Genomic DNA, 16,810 nt, shown 5'->3' on the forward strand with positions numbered 1-16,810 from the left:
CGATCAGGCCGCGCCTTCGCCGAGATACTGCAACCACACCGGGTCGAGTTCCGTGGTGGTGGACAGCAGGCGCCAGTGCGGGCCCTTCGGCGAGACCAGCGGGGATCGCAGGGTCCAGCCAAGCTCGCTGAGCAGCTTGTCGGCCTTGCGATGGTTGCACGGCGCGCAGCTGGCGACGCAGTTCTCCCAGGAGTGTTCGCCGCCACGGCTGCGCGGGATGACGTGGTCGATGGTCTCGGCCTTGCCGCCGCAGTAGCCGCACCGATAGCGGTCCCGGTGCATGAGGGCGGCGCGGGTCATCGGCACCCGGGCGCGGTAGGGCACGTGGACGTAGCTGCGCAGGCGGATCACCGAAGGGATGGCGACCGACGTCTCGGCGGAGTGCACCACCGGCCCCTCGTCGTTGTGATGAACGGCGTCGGCCTTGTCACAGATGAGCAGGACGATCGCGCGGCGCGCGGACAAAGCGGTAAGCGGCTCGTAGGTGGCGTTCAGCAGCAGCACCCTGGTCTTGAGCCAGTTGGTGCCCTCGGCGGGCGGTGCGGTGGGGCGGGGGCCGTGGTCGTGATGGCCACGATGTCCACCCGGATAATGTTCGGACACGATGTGCAGCGGAGTAGCCCCCGACCCACGATTGTGGACGTCGGCGGGCTGGAGTTGTCGGTGCGCTCGCGCCTCGTGTGACCGCGCACTATGCCGCTGCTTCATCTCGACCTCGATTTCATGATTGGCAGGATCATGTGGTATCTGCGGAGCAGAGACTGTCACCCAGTTGACCATGGAACGTCGGGTATTGCACGGTGATTTCCAACAATGTCCGGTTAACTGTCGCTGAAGAGCTGCCCAGCCGCGACGTTTCCCGGCGCTGAGCGGCCGCGTGAGAGCAGCCGCGCGCCGCCGCGGGCACAATGGACAGCGGCGCATCCGGTGAATCGAGAGGGTCTATGACTTCGGGCGAGCAGACAGCGACGTCGTTCTACGAGGCGGTCGGCGGGGCGGAGACGTTCCGGCGGATCATCGCGACGTTCTATCGCGAGGTAGCGGCCGACGAGGTGCTGCGTCCGCTCTATCCGGAGGAAGACCTCGGTCCGGCCGAGCGCCGGTTGCGGATGTTCCTCGAGCAGTACTGGGGCGGGCCGCGCACCTACTCCGACGAGCGCGGCCATCCGCGCCTGCGCATGCGGCACATGCCGTTCACCATCGGACCGATCGAGCGCGACGCCTGGTTGCGCTGCATGCGGATCGCGGTCGCGGAGATCGAGCCCGAAATCCTCGACGACGAGCACCGCAAGGCGCTGCTGGACTACCTGGAGATGGCCGCCAACTCGTTGGTGAACGCCCCGTTCTGACAGCGCCTTCGCGCGCGCCGGGCCGGGTGGGTTTCGACCGCGTTGCGGTGGCAGGAAATTCGACTTTGGCACTATTGCGGATGTGAGTGATGTACCAGCCGTAACTGCCCCGGGGGATCGCACCACCCAGCCGTGGTGGCGGTCGGCCGTGTTCTACCAGGTCTATCCGAGATCCTTCGCGGATTCGAGTGGTGACGGGATCGGTGATCTCGGCGGTGTCCGGGACAAACTCGGCTATCTCGAACTGCTCGGCGTCGACGCACTGTGGGTCTGTCCGGTGATGCGTTCCCCGATGGCCGACGGCGGCTACGACGTCGCCGATCCGCGCGACATCGACCAGCTCTTCGGCGGTCTCCCCGCGATGGACGCGCTGATCGCCGAGGCGCATGCCCGCCGGATCAAGGTCACCATGGACCTGGTGCCCAACCACACCAGCGATCAGCACCCGTGGTTCTGCGCGGCGCTGGCCGCGGGCCCCGGTAGCCGGGAACGGGACCGGTACATCTTCCGCGACGGCCGCGGACCCGGCGGCGCCGAGCCGCCGAACAACTGGCCCAGCATCTTCGGCGGGCCCGCCTGGACCAGGGTCACCGAACCCGACGGCACGCCGGGCCAGTGGTATCTGCACATCTTCGCCCGCGAACAACCCGACTTGAACTGGGCCGATCCCGAGGTCGCCGCCGATTTCGAGCAGACCCTGCGGTTCTGGCTGGACCGGGGCGTGGACGGTTTCCGGCTCGACGTCGCGCACGGCATGGCCAAACCCGACGGCCTGCCCGACATGCCCGAGCTCGCCGCCTCGGCCCTGCTCGAACACGACGACAGCGACCCGCGCTTCAACAACCCGGCGGTCCACGAGATCCACCGCCGGATCCGCAAGGTGGTCGACGAGTATCCGGACGCGGTGACCATCGGCGAAGTGTGGGTGAACGACAACACCCGCTTCGGCGAGTACGTGCGCTCCGACGAACTGCACTTGGCGTTCAATTTCCGCCTGGCCGAGTCCGCGTTCAGCGCCGAGGCGGTGCGCGACGCGATCGACAACTCACTCGCCGCCGTCGGGCCGGTGTTCGCCGTGCCCACCTGGACGCTGTCCAACCACGACATCGAGCGCGAGGTCACCCGGTACGGCGGCGGCGCGATCGGTGTCGCCAGGGCGCGGGCGATGATCCTGCTGGAGCTCGCGCTGCCCGGCGCGGCGTTCATCTACAACGGCGCCGAGCTCGGGTTGCCCAACGTGGACGATCTGCCGGACGAGGTGCTGCAGGATCCGGTGTGGGAGCGCTCCGGGCACACCCAGCGCGGCCGGGACGGCTGCCGGGTGCCGGTGCCGTGGGAGGGCGCCGTGCCGCCGTTCGGCTTCACCAGCGGGACGCCGTGGCTGCCGATTCCCCCCGAGTGGGCCGGGCTGACGGTCGAAGCGCAGCTGGAGCACCTCGGCTCCACCCTGTCGCTGTACCGCATGGCGATCGAGCTGCGCCGACTGCGGCCGGAGTTCGCCGGGGACCGGATCGAGTGGTACGGCAGCCCCCCGGGCTGCCTGGCGTTCCGGCGGCCCGGCGGACTGGTCTGCGTGCTCAACGCCTCGGCCGCGCCGATCCAGCTACCGCCCGGGGAGGTGCTGCTGGCCAGCGCGCCGTCCGACGGCGGCCAGCTGCCGCCGAACGCGACGGCCTGGTTGGTCTGAAGACAGGCGAAAAGCCCAGGTCGCGGTGGGGTGGCATCGACACGGACAGGTCAATGGTTCGACCGGCCGGAGAACTACTACAGACGATCGTCTACCTTTGACCCGTGAGCATTCTCGAGACAGTGCTGATCTTCGTCGGCATCCCGCTGGTGATCTACGGCGTCATCGCCGGATTGTCGTTTCTCGGTAAGCCACTGCCTGGCGAGAAGCCGGTCCACTTCACCCTCGGCCAGAAGTGGACCCAGGCGCCGGTGCTGTGGAGTGCTACCGGAGAGGTGATCGGCTCGGGTCATCACTTTCCGGAAACGCCGCATGGACAGCATGCGGCCATCGAGGCCACCCAGGTGGAGCTGATCGGAGGACGGGCAAGTGGCAGGTTCTAAGTGGCCCGCGGTGGTCGAAGCCGATCTGCCGCACGGATACGCGATCACCAGCAGCGGGCGCGTCTCCGGCGTGCACGAGGCGGGCGACGTGTTCAAGGAAGCGCCGTTCAACGATCACGAGCGGCTCACGATGGACAACGTGCTCACCGAGGCGACCCGCGCGACCAAGGTGCGCTTCAACGTCTACATCGGCGATCTGGGCGAGGACACGGCCGCGGGCGCGGACGCGATCTTCCCCACCACACCGGAGGCGGCGCACTCGGTGCTCATCGCCGTCTCGCCCAACGAAAAGGCGATCGAGGTGCGTGCGGGCCGCGATGTCGCCGACCGCGCGAACGATCGCGTCTGCCAGCTCGGCGTCACCGCGGCGCTGAGTTCGTTCCGGCAGGGCCAGCTGATCGACGGCCTGGTCTCGGCGGTCCGCGTGATGGCCGCGGCCATCGGTAGGTAGGTAGTTCCGTAGTCCGGCGCGTCCACCCCTTCGAGCGGGTGGACGCGCCGGTTTCGTTTACGGCTGGGCGTCGAAGGCGCGGGCGCGCAGTGAGCGTTCGATGCCCGCCTTGCCCTCGCTGACCAGGCGGCGCAGCGCGGGTGGGTGGTCGCCCGCGAGGAACTTGTCGGCGACGGACACCGCGTCCTCGCTGATCGCCCAGTGCGGGTAGAGGCCGACCACCACGGTCTGGGCGACCTCGCTGGAGCGGCGCTCCCAGACGCTGGGGATCTCCGCGAAATACCGCTCCACGTACGGGGCGAGCAGGTCACCCTGTCCGGGAGGCGCGAAGCCGCCGACGATCGAGCGGGCGGTGACGTTGGGCACCGAGTCGTCGCGCATCACCGTGGTCCACGCCTGTTCTTTCACCTCGGTGATCGGCCGGGCCGTCGCCGCCGCGGCCGCCTGGCGCTTGCCCGCGGCGGTGGGGTCGTTGGCCAGCTCCTGGTCGATAACGGGTGTCTCCAGGCCGTCGGCATCGATCTCGCCCGCCGCCGCGAGCGCGGACACCAGCCGCCAGCGCAGGTCGGTGTCGACCACGAGTCCGCTCAGTCCGACCTTCGCCGGGTCGCCGTCGAGCAGCTCGCGCAGCACCTCGGTGTGCCAGTCCGGCAGTTTCGCGCCGGTCAGCGCGTTGACGAAGGCCAGCTGGTGATCCGAGCCCGGTTCGGCTTCGCGAGCGAGCTCCAGGAGCCGGTTCGTGTAGTCCGGCCAGCCGGTGGCATCGGCCCAGGCCGGGTCGGCGTAGCTGCCGAGCGTGAGGTTGGTCTGCATCAGAAGTCGTTGCACCACACCGATTTCGGTCTCGGCGCCGACTCCGCGCTGGACCAGCGCGACGAAATCGCGGGCGCGGAACTCGGCCTGGCGAGTCATCTCCCATGCCGCCGACCAGGCCAGTGTGCGCGGCAGCGGCTCGGCGATGTCCGCGATGCGGTTGACCAGCACATCGAGCGAACCGGCGTCCAGCCGGACCGAGCAGTAGGTGAGATCATCGTCGTTGATCAGCACGAACTTGCCGCGCGGCACCCCGGCCAGCTCGGGGACCTCGGTGCGCTCGGCGGCGTCGAGGTCGAGCTCGACGCGCTTGGTGCGCACCAGCTTTCCGTCCTGATCGTCGTAGACGCCGATGGCCAGACGGTGCACGCGCCGCTCACCCGCGCCCGGCTGCGCGCCCTCCTGGACCACGGCGAACGAGCTGAAATTGCCCTCGGCATCCACCTCGAAGTCGGGGCGCAGGATGTTCAGGCCCGTGGTCTTCAGCCACTGCGCGCCCCAGGTGGACAGATCCCGCCCGGACGACTTCTCCAGCGCCGCCAGCAGATCGTCGAACGTGGCGTTGCCGTAGGCGTGCTCGGCGAAGTACGCGCGCAGCCCCGCCAGGAACGGCTGCAAACCCACATAGGCCACCAGCTGCTTCAGGACGCTGGCGCCTTTGGCATAGGTGATGCCGTCGAAGTTCACCTCGACGGCCGCGAGATCCGGGATATCCGCGGCGATCGGGTGCGTGGAGGGCAGCTGGTCCTGCCGGTAGGCCCAGGACTTCTCCACGTTCGCGAAGGTGGTCCACGCGTTGGCGTATTCGGTGGCCTCGGACTGGCACAGCACCGAGGCGAAGGTGGCGAACGACTCGTTCAGCCACAGATCGTCCCACCACTTCATGGTGACCAGGTCACCGAACCACATGTGCGCCATCTCGTGCAGCACGGTCTCCGCGCGCCGCTCGTAGGACGCGCGGGTCACCTTGGACCGGAAGACGTAGTCCTCCAGGAAGGTCACCGCGCCCGCGTTCTCCATCGCACCGGCGTTGAACTCCGGCACGAACAGCTGGTCGTACTTGCCGAACGCGTAGGGGACGCCGAAATTGCCGTGATAGAAGCCGAAGCCCTGTTTGGTCTCGGTGAACAGCCGCTCGGCGTCCATGTACTCGGCCAGCGAGGCACGGCAGTAGAGACCCAGCGGGATGCTGCCGTGCTCGTCGGCGTAGACGTCGGTCCACCGCGCGTACGGGCCCGCGATGAGCGCGACCAGGTAGGTGCTCATCCTCGGGGTGGTGCGGAAGATGTGCTTGCCCGGCTCCGGCGCGAGCGTTTCCACGACGGCGCTGTTGGACACCACCTGCCAGTCCGCGGGCGCGGTGACGGCGAGGTCGAAGGTGGCCTTCAGATCGGGCTGGTCGAAGCAGGCGAACATCCGCTTCGCGTCGGCGGTTTCGAACTGCGAGTACAGGTACACGGCGTCGTCGGTGGGGTCGACGAACCGGTGCAGGCCCTCGCCGGTGTTCGAGTACTCGCAGTCGGCCTCGACCACCAGCTCGTTGCGCTCGGCCAGATCGTCCAGCGCGATTCCGGTCGACTCGTCGTAGCCGGAAACGTCCAGTGCGGTGCCGTTGAGCACCGCCGAGCGCACGCCGCGCGCCACGATGTCGACGAACGTGCTCCCGCCCGGTGTCGCGGTGAAGGTGACGGTGCTGCGGGAGAAGAAGGTCTGCTCGCCAGGTTTGCCCGCCCCGTCGGTCAGGTCCAGCTCGATGCGATAGTTCTCGACCGACACCGTCGAGGCGCGTTCGATCGCCTGTTCACGAGTGAGGTTGGGTGCGGACATAAGGCTCCTTCGTGTCGAAGAACTGGCACGTGCGCCACCAACAATGCCACCTCGGTGTGGCCCGCAGCGCGGGACTTTCCCGATCAATGCCGGTAAACCGGATCGTCAAGGGCAGGGGAGGAGCACGGCAGGCGGACGGCGTGCCGGGCCGGGCCGAGGGGCGGCGGTATTGTGCCTGGTGCAGGACAGGTTCACCATCACGGATTCGGAGGCTCGACGTTGAAGCATGTGCACGCCGGGAAGGTGCGTGACCTGTACGAGGACGGTGACACGCTGGTGCTGGTCGCCTCCGATCGGGTGTCGGTGTACGACGTGGTGCTGCCGACGCCGATCCCGGACAAGGGCGCGCTGCTGACGCAGCTGTCGAACTGGTGGTTCGAGTACTTCACCGACGTGCCCAATCACGTGGTCTCGGCCACCGACGTGCCCGCCGAGTTCGCCGGCCGCGGCATCCGGGTCAAGCCGCTGAAGATGGTGCAGGTGGAATGCATCGCCCGGGGCTACCTGACCGGGTCCGGTCTCGCGGAATACCGGCGGACGGGCACGGTGTCCGGGGTGGCGCTGCCGCCGGGGCTACGCGAGGGCGACAAGCTGCCCGAGCCGATCTTCACGCCGACCACCAAAGCGTCCGAGGGACATGACGAGTCGATCACCTTCGCCGACGTGGTGAACCAGGAGGGGCGCGAGGTCGCCGAGCGGCTGCGCGAGCTGACCCTGCACATCTACACCCGCGGTGCGGCGCATGCCGCCGAACGCGGCGTCATCGTCGCCGACACCAAGGTCGAATTCGGCTGGGACGGCGACGTCCTCACCCTGGGCGACGAGGTGCTCACCTCGGATTCCTCGCGTTTCTGGCCTGCCGCCGAATGGGAACCGGGCCGGGTGCAACGCTCGTTCGACAAGCAGTTCGTCCGCGACTGGGCCACTTCCACCGGCTGGGACAAGGAGCCGCCCGGCCCGGAGATCCCCGCCGACGTCGTCGCCGCGACGCGGCAGAAGTACGTGGAGGCCTACGAGCTCATCACCGGCCGCACCTGGGCGTAGCGGCGGGTGTCACCCCGCCAGCTGCTCGGTCAGCCGGTCCAGATAGGGCCGCTGGCCCGCCACCAGCTTGTCCCGCGCGGTAGCCGGGTCGAACCACTCGGCCCGATCGATCTCCGGGAACTCCACCAACCGGCCGGAGCGTGGCGGCCATTCCAGCTGGAAGGTTCCCGGCACCACGTCCGTCGGGTCCAAGTCGCCCTCGACAGCCCATGCGGTGAGGACCTTCTTTCCCTTGCCGCTGCCGTAGCGCACCTCGCCCAGTGGTAGCCACGGACCGTCCGGAACCGGCAAACCGAGCTCTTCGGTGAACTCGCGGCTGGCGGCAAGACGCGCGTCCTCCGTCTCCGGCTCGTACTCGCCTTTGGGAATCGACCACGCGCCCAGGTCTTTTCGCGTCCAGAACGGCCCGCCCATGTGCCCGAGTAAGACCTCGACGGTCCCGGACGTATTTCGGCGAAACAACAGGACGCCCGCACTGTGTTTGTCTGCCACACCGCGTAGTCTGCCCCCGCGGCGGTGGGCTGCGTGCCCCAGCCCGCTCGTGTCCGCGGTCGAGACAGCAGCACCGCAGACGAACACGGCGGTGGAACATCGACCGAGGGCGACCCCGAATCCACGGTCGCCAGCCCGGCCATACAGGCACAGCCCTGCCTTCGAGCGACGCCGAGCATGGCCGCGTACACGCCGAGCAGGCGCGGCAATGTGAGCACCGCCGGGAAACCTCCATGGACGGTGAACTAGGAGTGCCACGCTTTCCATCTCGCGCGACCACACCGGCTCCATTCCCCGTTTCGAGCGAAGCGAGACCGAGCCAGAGCATTGCCCGTTCGCGGCCCGGCTCGCGTCCGAGCGGCCGCCGCGTCCGCGACGAAGTCGCCAGCGGCGGTCGCTCGGACGCGAGCCACAAGGGGGGCCGCGAACACCCAGCGCCGCAGGCGCTGCCAATCAAACACAGCGGAGGCGTGCGGCGCGGATGGTCAGGTAGTCGCGTTCGGGGATGCTGGTCGTACGGGCGGCAGCCCTGGCGTAACAGGTGCGGGCGGCGTCTGCATCGCCTGCCATCTCGTGGAGATGACCGCGCACCGCGTCGAGGCGGTGCGTGCCGGTGAGTTGGTCGTCGAGCGTCGCGGCGAGCGCGAGACCGGCTTCGGGCCCCGACACCATAGCCGTCGCCACCGCCCGGTTGAGAGTCACCATCGGGTTGTCGGTGAACTGCTCGAGCCGGTCGTACAGTGCCGAGATCTTGGGCCAGTCGGTGTCCTCGGCACGTGTGGCCTGGGCGTGCAGCACCGCGATGGCGGCCTGGATCTGGTATGGCCCGCGCAGGCCGCCGGCGAGCGTGCCGGTGACCAGCGTGGTTCCCTCGGTGATCAGTGCGCGATCCCACAGCGCGCGGTTCTGTTCGGCCAGCGGGATGAGCTCGCCGTGCGCGCCGATGCGGGCGGCGCGGCGGGCATCGGTGAGCAGCATCAGCGCGAGCAACCCGGTGACCTCCGGGTCCTCGGGTAGCAGCCGGTGCACCGCCCTGGCGAGCCGGATCGCCTCGTCGGCCAGATCCGTGCGTTGCAGAGTCGGGCCCGAACTGCTGGTGTGTCCCTCGTTGAAGATCAGGTACAGCACGTGCAGGACCGCGCCGAGCCGCTCGCGCCACTGCTCGTCATCGAGCCGCGCGAAAGGCCGCTCCACGGTGGCCAGTTTCTTCTTCGCCCGGGTGATCCGTTGCGCCATGGTCGCATCCGGCAGCAGGAAGGCGCGCGCGATCTGTTCGGTGCCGAGCCCGCCGACCGCCCGCAACGTGAGCGCGATGGCGGCGGCCGGGGACAGGGCCGGGTGGCAGCACAGGAACAGCATGGTGAGCGTGTCGTCGTGGTCGACCGGGACGGCGTCGGTCACCGCGCGGTCGAACGCGGTGGTCTCCCTGCGCCGCCGCGCCGCCTCCGCGCGCACCGCGTCGGCCATGCGCCGCTGCGCCACCTGGGTCAGCCAGGCGCGTGGATCGTCCGGCAGTGTTCGGGGCCATTGTCTCGCGGCCGCGAGCAGGGCTTCCTGCACTGCGTCCTCGGCGGTGTCGAAATCGCCGAACCGGCGGACGAGCGTTCCGAGGACCTGCGGCGCCAGTGTGCGCAGCAGGTCCTCGGTGCTCGCCGGGAGCGGTGTGTCGTCGGGCACCGCACGCCGGTCGCTCACTGCTCGGTGGCGTCCACGCCTCGCCGTCCGGGGGCGCCCATCACCGCGCGAACTTCGATGTACTCGCCAATCGGTTTACCGCCCGGGCCGGGTGCGGCGGAGGCCTGCGCGGCGATCTCGTAGGCCCGTTCCGGGCTGTCCACGTCGACGAGCCAGTACCCGGCCAGGAATTCCTTGGTCTCCGGGAACGGTCCGTCGGTGATCACCGGCGCGGAGCGCCCGTCCGAACTGACCATCCGCGCCTCGCTCGGCCCGGCCAACCCCTGCGCGTCCACCAGCTCGCCCGACTCGGCGAGCTGCGCACCCAGCGCGCGCTGGAAGTCTATGTGCGCCTGGATCTCTTCCGGTGACCATTCGTTGATCGGTGTGTCGCAGAAGCTTGTGGGTCCGTAGGTCTTCAACAGCATGTACTTCATGGTTCGTTTCCTCTCCTCCGGCGCTCGGCCGTTCGGGGCGCCCGGGTGGCTCCCGCGATGGGAGGTCGGAGCCCAGCGCACGGATTCGACACAGTCATCACGTGATACACATCACAGTGGCGTCCCGGTGTCGGCGAGCCGATCCGGATCGACCGGGTCGCCCGCCAGGATCAGTTCTTTGATCCGGCCGGTCACATCCCAGACGTTCACGTTCATCCCGGCGAGCACTCGGTTGTCCGAGTCCAGCCAGAAAGCCACGAATTCGCGGGCCGCTCGGTCGCCGCGCACGACGACCCTGGCGTATTCGCCCGGTGCCGCGTACCCGGTGTACTCCATGCCGAGGTCGTATTGATCGGTGAAGAAGTAGGGCAGCCGGTCGTATGCGACCTCTTTGCCGAGCATGGTCGCGGCCGCGACCGCAGGCTGGTTGAGCGCGTTGGCCCAGTGCTCCACGCGGATCCGCCGGTCCAGGACGGGATGCCGGTGTGCGGCGATGTCGCCGACCGCGACGATGTCCGGATCGCTGGTGACCAGGCGCTCGTCGACGAGCACGCCGTCGTCCACCGCGAGCCCGGCGTCGGCGGCCAGCTCCAGGTTCGGGCGTGCGCCGACCGCGACCAGTACCGCGTCGGCTTCGATCGTGCTGCCGTCGGCGAGCCGGACACCGTTGGCGATCGCGGTGGCGATGGCGTCCTCGGTGGTGATCGCCTCGACCTGCGCGCCGAAACGGAAGTCGACGCCGTTGGCCCGGTGCAGGTCGGCGAATACCTGGCCCATCTCGGGCCCGAGCGCCGCCCGCAACGGCAGGTCCCCGAGCTCGACGATGGTCACCTCGACGTCCGCGGCGCGGGCCGCCGCCGCGACCTCGAGACCGATCCAGCCCGCCCCGATGATGACGATCCGGCGCGTGCCGCCGCCGAACAGTTCGATCAATGTGTCGGAGTCTTCGATGGTGCGCAGTGTGTACACGTTGGGCGCGTCGGCGCCCGGAATGGACAGTGTGCGCGGCGTCGAGCCGGTGGCGAGCGCGAGTTTGTCGTAGGGCAGCGTGGAACCGTCGGGCAGGGTGACCGTCTTCGCCGCGGCGTCGAGCCCGGTGACCGTGGTGCCCAGACGCACGTCGATGTGGTGGTCGCGGTACCACTGGGCGGGCTGCACGATGAACTCGGTGAACGCCTTCTTGCCCGCGAGATGCTCCTTCGACAGCGGCGGCCGGTCGTAGGGCAGGTGTTCCTCGGCGCCGATCAGCGTCACGGTTCCGTCGAAGTCCTTGTCCCGCAACGCTTCCGCGACCTTGGCCGCGGCCAGCCCGCCGCCGACGATGACGAAATGCCGGTCAGTACTCATCGCGGACTCCTTCTGGCGAAGTGAACCAGGCTCCTGCCGACCAACCCTACTGGCCGCCGCGTGGGCGGCTCGGGAAAACGGTGCGCGGAGTGGGAACGAATCGCCCGCCGGTGTGGTTGCTCGGTAAGGCGGCCAGCCGTGCGCCGCCCGTTGCATGCGATCGAGAGGAAGCCGCCCGTGACCGACAAAGCCACCAAGGACGTCGCCGATTTCTGGTTCGACCCGCTATGCCCCTGGTGTTGGATCACGTCCCGCTGGATCCTCGAGGTCGAGCAGGTCAGGGACATCGAAGTCCGGTTCCACGTGATGAGCCTCTCGGTGCTGAACGAGGGCAAGGACGTTCCCCCGCAATACCAGGAGCTGCTCGCCACGGGCTGGGGGCCGGTCCGCGTCGCGATCGCGGCGGCGCAGGAGCACGGTGACAAGGTGCTGTCGTCGCTGTACACCGCGATGGGCACGCGTATTCACAACCGGCGCGCGGAATACGAACGCGAGAGCCGCAAAGACACGCTCGCCGCGGTGATCGCCGACTCGCTCGCCGCGGTCGGTCTGCCCGCCGAGCTGGCCGCGGCCGCCGAGAGCACCGAGTACGACGAGGCGTTGCGCAAGAGCCACCACGAGGGCATGGACAAGGTCGGACCGGACGTCGGGACCCCGACCATCCACATCAACGGGACCGCGTTCTTCGGCCCGGTGCTGTCCCGCATTCCGCGCGGCGAGGAAGCGGGCAAGGTTTGGGACGGCGCCGTGGCGCTGGCCTCCTACCCGCACTTCTTCGAGTTGAAGCGGACGCGAACCGAAGATCCGGCGTTCGACTGAGCACCGCACGGCGAGTGCCGCCCGCGGCACTCGCCCCGGTCACAGGATGAATCTCGGCGGACTCGCCGGTGCCGCATGGTGGGAAGCCGGATTGCCGCCGGGCGGCGCATCCGGCCCCCGCGCTCACAGCACGGACTTCGGCGGACTGGCCGGTACCTCACCGTAGGAACTCGGGTAGCCGCCCGTCGGCACGGCGGCGCCAGTGGGTGGGTTCGGGCGCAGGAAAAGCTTGCCGTGCCTGCTGCGATCGCGCAGCGCCCACATTCGCCAGGTCAGCACGGGGTGACTGGACAGGGCGTTCACCATCCAGACGAAGAACCCCTTCTCGAACGCCGCCCGGTCGGCCATCTCGTCGAAGCCGACCAGCCTGTTCATGTACTTGCCCGCGGCCAGCGTGCCCATCGCGCCGGACGCGCCGGTGTGCCGGTTGCAGTAACCGTGATTGTCGGCGGTGTACTCCTGCGTGCGGATCAGGCTGCTTCCGATGATCGGCAGGAACGGCACGAGGAACATGCCGAGCTGTCGCCAGTACGACGTGTGCCCGGCCGCGATGTGGCCCACCTCGTGACCGATGATGAACGCCAGCGCGTCGGGTTCGCGTGCGGCGCCGCCGATCTCGAACAGGTCGCTGTAGACCACCACGAAGCGCCGGAAGCCGTGTCCGCTGGCGAACGCGTTGATCTGGCCGTTGCCGAGCACCACGTACGCGTCCGGCACCTTCGCCATGCCGAAGCGAGCGGCCGCCTCCACCACCATCTGGTATCCCTCGGGGAACTGCGTCGGCGACATCCGCACGCCGTTCACCCGCTGCGACGCGTAGGTGATGCCGCGACCGAACCACAGCAGCAGCGGGGCGGCCACCAGCGCCAGGACGTATTGGTCGACGTTGCCGGTCACGAGGAGCAGCACGGCGATCAGATAAGCGAAGACGGTCAGCACGATCACGAGCACGAGCATCGGAATCTCCCAGCTGTGCCGCGCGGGCATGCCGAACGGCGACAGACCACGCGGCTGCCGCTGCGGGGGCACCGCGGGCGGCATCGGCGCACCGGGGTAAGGGCCGTAGGCGGGATACGAGCCGGTGGGCGCCGGCGGATACGCGCCCGACGGGTACGGCTGTCCATAGGGTGCGGCGGGTGGGTTCGGTACCTGCGCCCATCCGGCCTGCGGAGCATACGGGTCGGCCTGCGGGCCCGTCTGGTCGTGCGGCTGGGGTTCGTGCGGCTGCATGAGATGAACTCTATTCAGTTGCCGGAAACGTGCAGGGCCTCGTGCCACGGGACAATGGCCGCGAACACAACTGGCGTATCGGTCGATTCGCGGCGTCGGGCGGTGGTGTCGAGCGTGGGTGTGCCCTGTTGCCCGCCGTGCGGTGGCGGCCTGACACAATGCCTGCCATGCGCGTATACCTCGGTGCCGACCATGCCGGTTTCGAACTGAAGAATCACGTCAAAGCCCATCTGGAGCAGGCGGGCCACGAGGTCGTCGATTGCGGCGCGCTCGTCTACGACGCGCTCGACGACTACCCCGCGTTCTGCATCGAGGCCGCCCGCCGCACCGTCGCCGACCCGGGCAGCCTCGGCCTCGTGTTCGGCGGCAGCGGCAATGGCGAGCAGATCGCGGCGAACAAGGTGCCCGGCGCCCGCTGCGCGCTGGCCTGGAGCGTCGAGACCGCGAAGCTGGCTCGTGAACACAACAACGCGCAGCTGATCGGCATCGGCGGCCGGATGCACTCGACCGAGGAGGCGCTGGCCATCGTGGACGCGTTCCTCGCCACCCCGTGGTCGGGCGAGGAGCGCCACCAGCGGCGCATCGACATCCTGGCCGAGTACGAGAAGTCTGGCGTAGCACCGGAGGTTTAGATGCTAGCGTGCCGACTGATTTCGCGAGGACATGGGTAACTCACCGGGTACGCCCAAAACCCGAGCGGCACCCAGCGCAGGACCTGGACGCAAATCCTATGCCACCCAACTGGTACGGCCTTAATACCCGGAGAGGCGGGGGAGCTAGATGCCGGAGGGGCATACACTGCATCGCCTTGCTCGGCTGCATCAGCGCCGGTTGGCGGGCGGTGTGGTGCGCGTATCCAGCCCGCAGGGCAAGTTCGCCGCGGACGCGGCCCGGGTGGACGGCCGGGTGCTGATCAAGGCCGAGGCGTGGGGCAAACACCTGCTGCACCACTATGACTCCGGCTTGGTCGTGCACGTGCATCTCGGCCTCTACGGCACCTTCACCGAATCCGGGCTGCCGATGGGGGAACCGGTCGGGCAAGTCCGGATGCGCATGATCGGGGGGCCGGAGGGACCGTCCGGGTTCGGCACCGATCTGCGCGGGCCCGCCGCGTGCGAGATTCTGCTCGCGCCCGAGGTCGCCGCGCTCACCGATCGACTCGGTCCGGACCCGCTGCGCCGCGGCGCCGACCCGGACCGCGCCTGGCGACGTATCCATCGCTCGCGCAGGTCGATCGGCGCACTGCTGATGGATCAGCAGGTCGTGGCAGGCGTCGGTAATGTCTATCGCGCGGAACTACTGTTCCGGCACCGGATTTCGCCGCATCGCCCCGGCGTGGCGCTATCGGCCGACGAATGGACGGCCATGTGGACCGATCTTGTCGCGCTGATGCGGGTGGGGGTGCGCGTCGGGAAGATGGTCGTGGTCCGACCTGAACACGACCACGGCGAGCCCTCGTATGCGGCCGATCGTCCGCGCACCTACGTCTACCGCCGTCCGGGAGCGCCGTGCCGCCTGTGTGGCACGCCGGTCGCGCATCAGGTCATGCAGGCCCGAAACCTCTTCTGGTGCCCCACCTGTCAACCGGACTGACCCGAACAGGTCGCAGGCGGTCGGTACCGGTCAGCCCGCGACGGCGGTGTCGACACCCGGCTCGTCCGCGAAGGCGAACCGGCGCCCGCCCGCCGTCTTGGCGGAATACATCGCGCGGTCGGCACGGCGCAGGAGATCGGTGAAATCGAACGGGCTGCCCGGCGGGTTGTAGGCGGTTCCGACACTCGCCGAGACCGGGACCGGACCCGCCGACGACCAGACCGGGTCGCGGAGCGCGGACACGATCCGGTGTGCGAGGTCGCCGAGGGTATTGCGGTGCGCGTTGATCGCGAGCACGAACTCGTCGCCGCCGTACCGGCAGATCACCGTGTCCGGCGGGCAGGCTTCGCGCAGCCTGCCGGCCAGCTCCACCAGCACCTCGTCGCCGATCGCGTGCCCGTATCCGTCGTTGATCTGCTTGAACCGGTCCAGGTCGATCAGCAGCAGGCCGACGCCGCGGCTCGGGTCGGTGGCCATCAGCCGCACCTTGTCCTGCAGCAGCGTGCGGTTGGCCAGATCGGTGAGCGCGTCGTGGGTGGCCTCGTGGCGCAGCCGGTGCTGCAGCGCGGCGATCTCCTGTACCCGCAGCGACACCTTGGCCGACAGGTTCTGCTCCTGCTGTGCGAGCGCCCGCTCCTGCAGCGCCTGCGCGTAGCTGTCGATGGCCTGGCTGGCGATGAACGGCCAGCGCGTGGCGACCAAGGAACCGGGCGTGCCGGAGGGAAAGCCGAGCAGCCATCGCGTGGCCTGCGCCAACATCCGGATCCGGTCGAACGGCGCCTCGGCGAGCCTGGCACCCAGCATCCGCGCTTCGAGCCACGGGAACGGCTCGGTCCTCGCGAGCGTGAGCAGCCGCTCGATGATCTCGATCAGCACCGGCTCCAGCTGCTGGGGTGTGGCGCCCGACCCGGGCTCGGCGCAGACCGCACGAGCCCATGCTCGGGCCATGGTGGCTACCGGGGGTTCGATATCGGCGGACATCGGACTCACCCGGTGTGGGTGACGTCGGTGCCCAACTGTCCTGTGCTGACACAGGCGCCGGCGTCACACTGATCGTTCCCACTGCTACGCGGTTGTGTCCACCTGGTTCGGCGCACGCTCACCGCCCCCTTTCCAGATACCCCCGTCCGGCAAAAAGGATCCTAGCAAGCCACTCGGCATCGAAAAGCACCGTTTTGCAACGTGTTCTCGACACCTCGCGAATAGCGATCGGGAATGTGATCGTACCCGTCGCGTTGGTGTTACACCCGAATTCCGTTCGCTGCGAAATCGCGCCGTGACGCGCTGGCGACACGCTGTGGGACGTGGGCCGGGAGTGCCGCGCGGGCCCCGAGTGCGGCCCGAACCTCTCCCGCGCCACCGGTTCTCCGAGAATTCGTTCTCGCACGCGACGTCCTTGTCTTCCCTGTCGAGCTTCGAATGGTTGTTCCGGGCGTTCGCAGCTCGGTCTTCGCGTCCGCACCGTCTTCTCTGCAGGTTCCGAGTCGCGGACTGTTCCGCGCTCACCGAGTCCGTGGCCCGGATGCCGGACAGCGGCACGCGCGGTCACGGGGAACGGCGGCGCGGCGGTCCGCGCGATGACCGGTTCAGGCGCCGCGTCCGGCCGCGCGACGCCGGTGGTTGCCGAGCGGTTTGCCGACCGTGCGCGGAAGCGGAACGATTTC

The 16,810-nt window shown here is 68.8% G+C and carries 16 protein-coding genes; 8 read left to right on the top strand and 8 right to left on the bottom strand.

Annotated features, from left to right (window positions below):
• Positions 1-3: 3 nt before the first annotated feature.
• The gene (locus ACWPXK_RS29820) at positions 4-708 is read right to left on the bottom strand and encodes an HNH endonuclease (protein WP_364337476.1); all 705 of its coding nucleotides are present in this window, start codon (positions 706-708) and stop codon (positions 4-6) included.
• A 236-nt stretch (positions 709-944) separates the two neighbouring features.
• Between ACWPXK_RS29820 and ACWPXK_RS29825 the strand changes: the two genes are divergently transcribed.
• The 4 genes from ACWPXK_RS29825 (at position 945) to ACWPXK_RS29840 (ending at position 3,870) form a co-directional block, all read left to right on the top strand.
• A complete protein-coding gene (locus ACWPXK_RS29825) occupies positions 945-1,349 on the top strand; it encodes a globin (protein ID WP_454199489.1) in 405 nt (134 codons plus the stop codon).
• A gap of 82 nt (positions 1,350-1,431) precedes the next feature.
• Positions 1,432-3,036 (top strand): glycoside hydrolase family 13 protein, encoded by a 1,605-nt coding sequence (locus ACWPXK_RS29830; protein ID WP_454199490.1) that lies wholly within the window; start codon positions 1,432-1,434, stop codon positions 3,034-3,036.
• A gap of 104 nt (positions 3,037-3,140) precedes the next feature.
• Positions 3,141-3,419 carry an aa3-type cytochrome oxidase subunit CtaJ gene (ctaJ, locus tag ACWPXK_RS29835; RefSeq protein WP_454199491.1) on the top strand — a complete coding sequence of 93 codons (279 nt, stop codon included), beginning with the start codon at positions 3,141-3,143 and terminating at the stop codon, positions 3,417-3,419.
• A complete protein-coding gene (locus ACWPXK_RS29840) occupies positions 3,406-3,870 on the top strand; it encodes a DUF5130 domain-containing protein (RefSeq protein ID WP_454199492.1) in 465 nt (154 codons plus the stop codon). Before ctaJ ends, ACWPXK_RS29840 begins: the two co-directional genes overlap by 14 nt.
• Before the next feature lie 57 nt (positions 3,871-3,927).
• Here the strand turns inward: ACWPXK_RS29840 and pepN are convergent, their stop codons facing one another.
• Positions 3,928-6,510, bottom strand: coding sequence for an aminopeptidase N (pepN, locus tag ACWPXK_RS29845; protein WP_454199493.1), 2,583 nt, complete (start codon positions 6,508-6,510; stop codon positions 3,928-3,930).
• Positions 6,511-6,729: 219 nt separating this feature from the next.
• On the opposite strand from pepN, the gene ACWPXK_RS29850 reads away from it, so the two are divergent.
• Positions 6,730-7,554, top strand: coding sequence for a phosphoribosylaminoimidazolesuccinocarboxamide synthase (locus ACWPXK_RS29850; protein WP_454199494.1), 825 nt, complete (start codon positions 6,730-6,732; stop codon positions 7,552-7,554).
• Between the two features lie 9 nt (positions 7,555-7,563).
• On the opposite strand, the gene ACWPXK_RS29855 is transcribed toward ACWPXK_RS29850, so the two are convergent.
• The 4 genes from ACWPXK_RS29855 to ACWPXK_RS29870 all read right to left on the bottom strand — a co-directional run bounded on the left by ACWPXK_RS29855 (position 7,564) and on the right by ACWPXK_RS29870 (position 11,504).
• On the bottom strand, positions 7,564-8,046 hold the full coding sequence (locus ACWPXK_RS29855; protein ID WP_454199495.1) for an NUDIX domain-containing protein: 483 nt from the start codon (positions 8,044-8,046) through the stop codon (positions 7,564-7,566).
• Between the two features lie 453 nt (positions 8,047-8,499).
• Entirely contained in the window at positions 8,500-9,741 is a 1,242-nt protein-coding gene (locus ACWPXK_RS29860; RefSeq protein ID WP_454199496.1) for an RNA polymerase sigma factor, read from the bottom strand.
• Positions 9,738-10,157 (bottom strand): YciI family protein, encoded by a 420-nt coding sequence (locus ACWPXK_RS29865; RefSeq protein ID WP_454199497.1) that lies wholly within the window; start codon positions 10,155-10,157, stop codon positions 9,738-9,740. Before ACWPXK_RS29865 ends, ACWPXK_RS29860 begins: the two co-directional genes overlap by 4 nt.
• Before the next feature lie 111 nt (positions 10,158-10,268).
• Positions 10,269-11,504, bottom strand: coding sequence for an NAD(P)/FAD-dependent oxidoreductase (locus tag ACWPXK_RS29870; RefSeq protein WP_454199498.1), 1,236 nt, complete (start codon positions 11,502-11,504; stop codon positions 10,269-10,271).
• Positions 11,505-11,681: 177 nt separating this feature from the next.
• On the opposite strand from ACWPXK_RS29870, the gene ACWPXK_RS29875 reads away from it, so the two are divergent.
• Positions 11,682-12,323 (top strand): mycothiol-dependent nitroreductase Rv2466c family protein, encoded by a 642-nt coding sequence (locus ACWPXK_RS29875; protein ID WP_454199499.1) that lies wholly within the window; start codon positions 11,682-11,684, stop codon positions 12,321-12,323.
• A gap of 123 nt (positions 12,324-12,446) precedes the next feature.
• On the opposite strand, the gene ACWPXK_RS29880 is transcribed toward ACWPXK_RS29875, so the two are convergent.
• Positions 12,447-13,553 carry a M48 family metalloprotease gene (locus ACWPXK_RS29880; protein WP_454199500.1) on the bottom strand — a complete coding sequence of 369 codons (1,107 nt, stop codon included), beginning with the start codon at positions 13,551-13,553 and terminating at the stop codon, positions 12,447-12,449.
• Between the two features lie 167 nt (positions 13,554-13,720).
• Between ACWPXK_RS29880 and ACWPXK_RS29885 the strand changes: the two genes are divergently transcribed.
• Both ACWPXK_RS29885 and ACWPXK_RS29890 read left to right on the top strand, forming a co-directional pair.
• Positions 13,721-14,185, top strand: a complete 465-nt coding sequence (locus ACWPXK_RS29885; RefSeq protein ID WP_454199501.1) for a ribose-5-phosphate isomerase — start codon at positions 13,721-13,723, stop codon at positions 14,183-14,185.
• Between the two features lie 148 nt (positions 14,186-14,333).
• The gene (locus tag ACWPXK_RS29890) at positions 14,334-15,146 is read left to right on the top strand and encodes an Fpg/Nei family DNA glycosylase (protein WP_454199502.1); all 813 of its coding nucleotides are present in this window, start codon (positions 14,334-14,336) and stop codon (positions 15,144-15,146) included.
• 30 nt (positions 15,147-15,176) lie between these two features.
• Here ACWPXK_RS29890 and ACWPXK_RS29895 read toward each other — a convergent pair whose 3' ends face one another.
• Positions 15,177-16,127 carry a diguanylate cyclase domain-containing protein gene (locus tag ACWPXK_RS29895; RefSeq protein ID WP_454199503.1) on the bottom strand — a complete coding sequence of 317 codons (951 nt, stop codon included), beginning with the start codon at positions 16,125-16,127 and terminating at the stop codon, positions 15,177-15,179.
• Positions 16,128-16,810 lie beyond the last annotated feature (683 nt).

The organism is Nocardia sp. Marseille-Q1738 (assembly GCF_965283145.1).

Excerpts from the sequence above, each read along its gene's own strand:
- ACWPXK_RS29820 (WP_364337476.1), bottom strand. The coding sequence starts at position 708 with ATGAAGCAGCGGCATAGTGCGCGGTCACACGAGGCGCGAGCGCACCGA.
- ACWPXK_RS29825 (WP_454199489.1), top strand. The coding sequence starts at position 945 with ATGACTTCGGGCGAGCAGACAGCGACGTCGTTCTACGAGGCGGTCGGC.
- pepN (WP_454199493.1), bottom strand. The coding sequence starts at position 6,510 with ATGTCCGCACCCAACCTCACTCGTGAACAGGCGATCGAACGCGCCTCG.
- ACWPXK_RS29865 (WP_454199497.1), bottom strand. The coding sequence starts at position 10,157 with ATGAAGTACATGCTGTTGAAGACCTACGGACCCACAAGCTTCTGCGAC.
- ACWPXK_RS29870 (WP_454199498.1), bottom strand. The coding sequence starts at position 11,504 with ATGAGTACTGACCGGCATTTCGTCATCGTCGGCGGCGGGCTGGCCGCG.
- ACWPXK_RS29880 (WP_454199500.1), bottom strand. The coding sequence starts at position 13,553 with ATGCAGCCGCACGAACCCCAGCCGCACGACCAGACGGGCCCGCAGGCC.
- ACWPXK_RS29885 (WP_454199501.1), top strand. The coding sequence starts at position 13,721 with ATGCGCGTATACCTCGGTGCCGACCATGCCGGTTTCGAACTGAAGAAT.
- ACWPXK_RS29890 (WP_454199502.1), top strand. The coding sequence starts at position 14,334 with ATGCCGGAGGGGCATACACTGCATCGCCTTGCTCGGCTGCATCAGCGC.
- ACWPXK_RS29895 (WP_454199503.1), bottom strand. The coding sequence starts at position 16,127 with ATGTCCGCCGATATCGAACCCCCGGTAGCCACCATGGCCCGAGCATGG.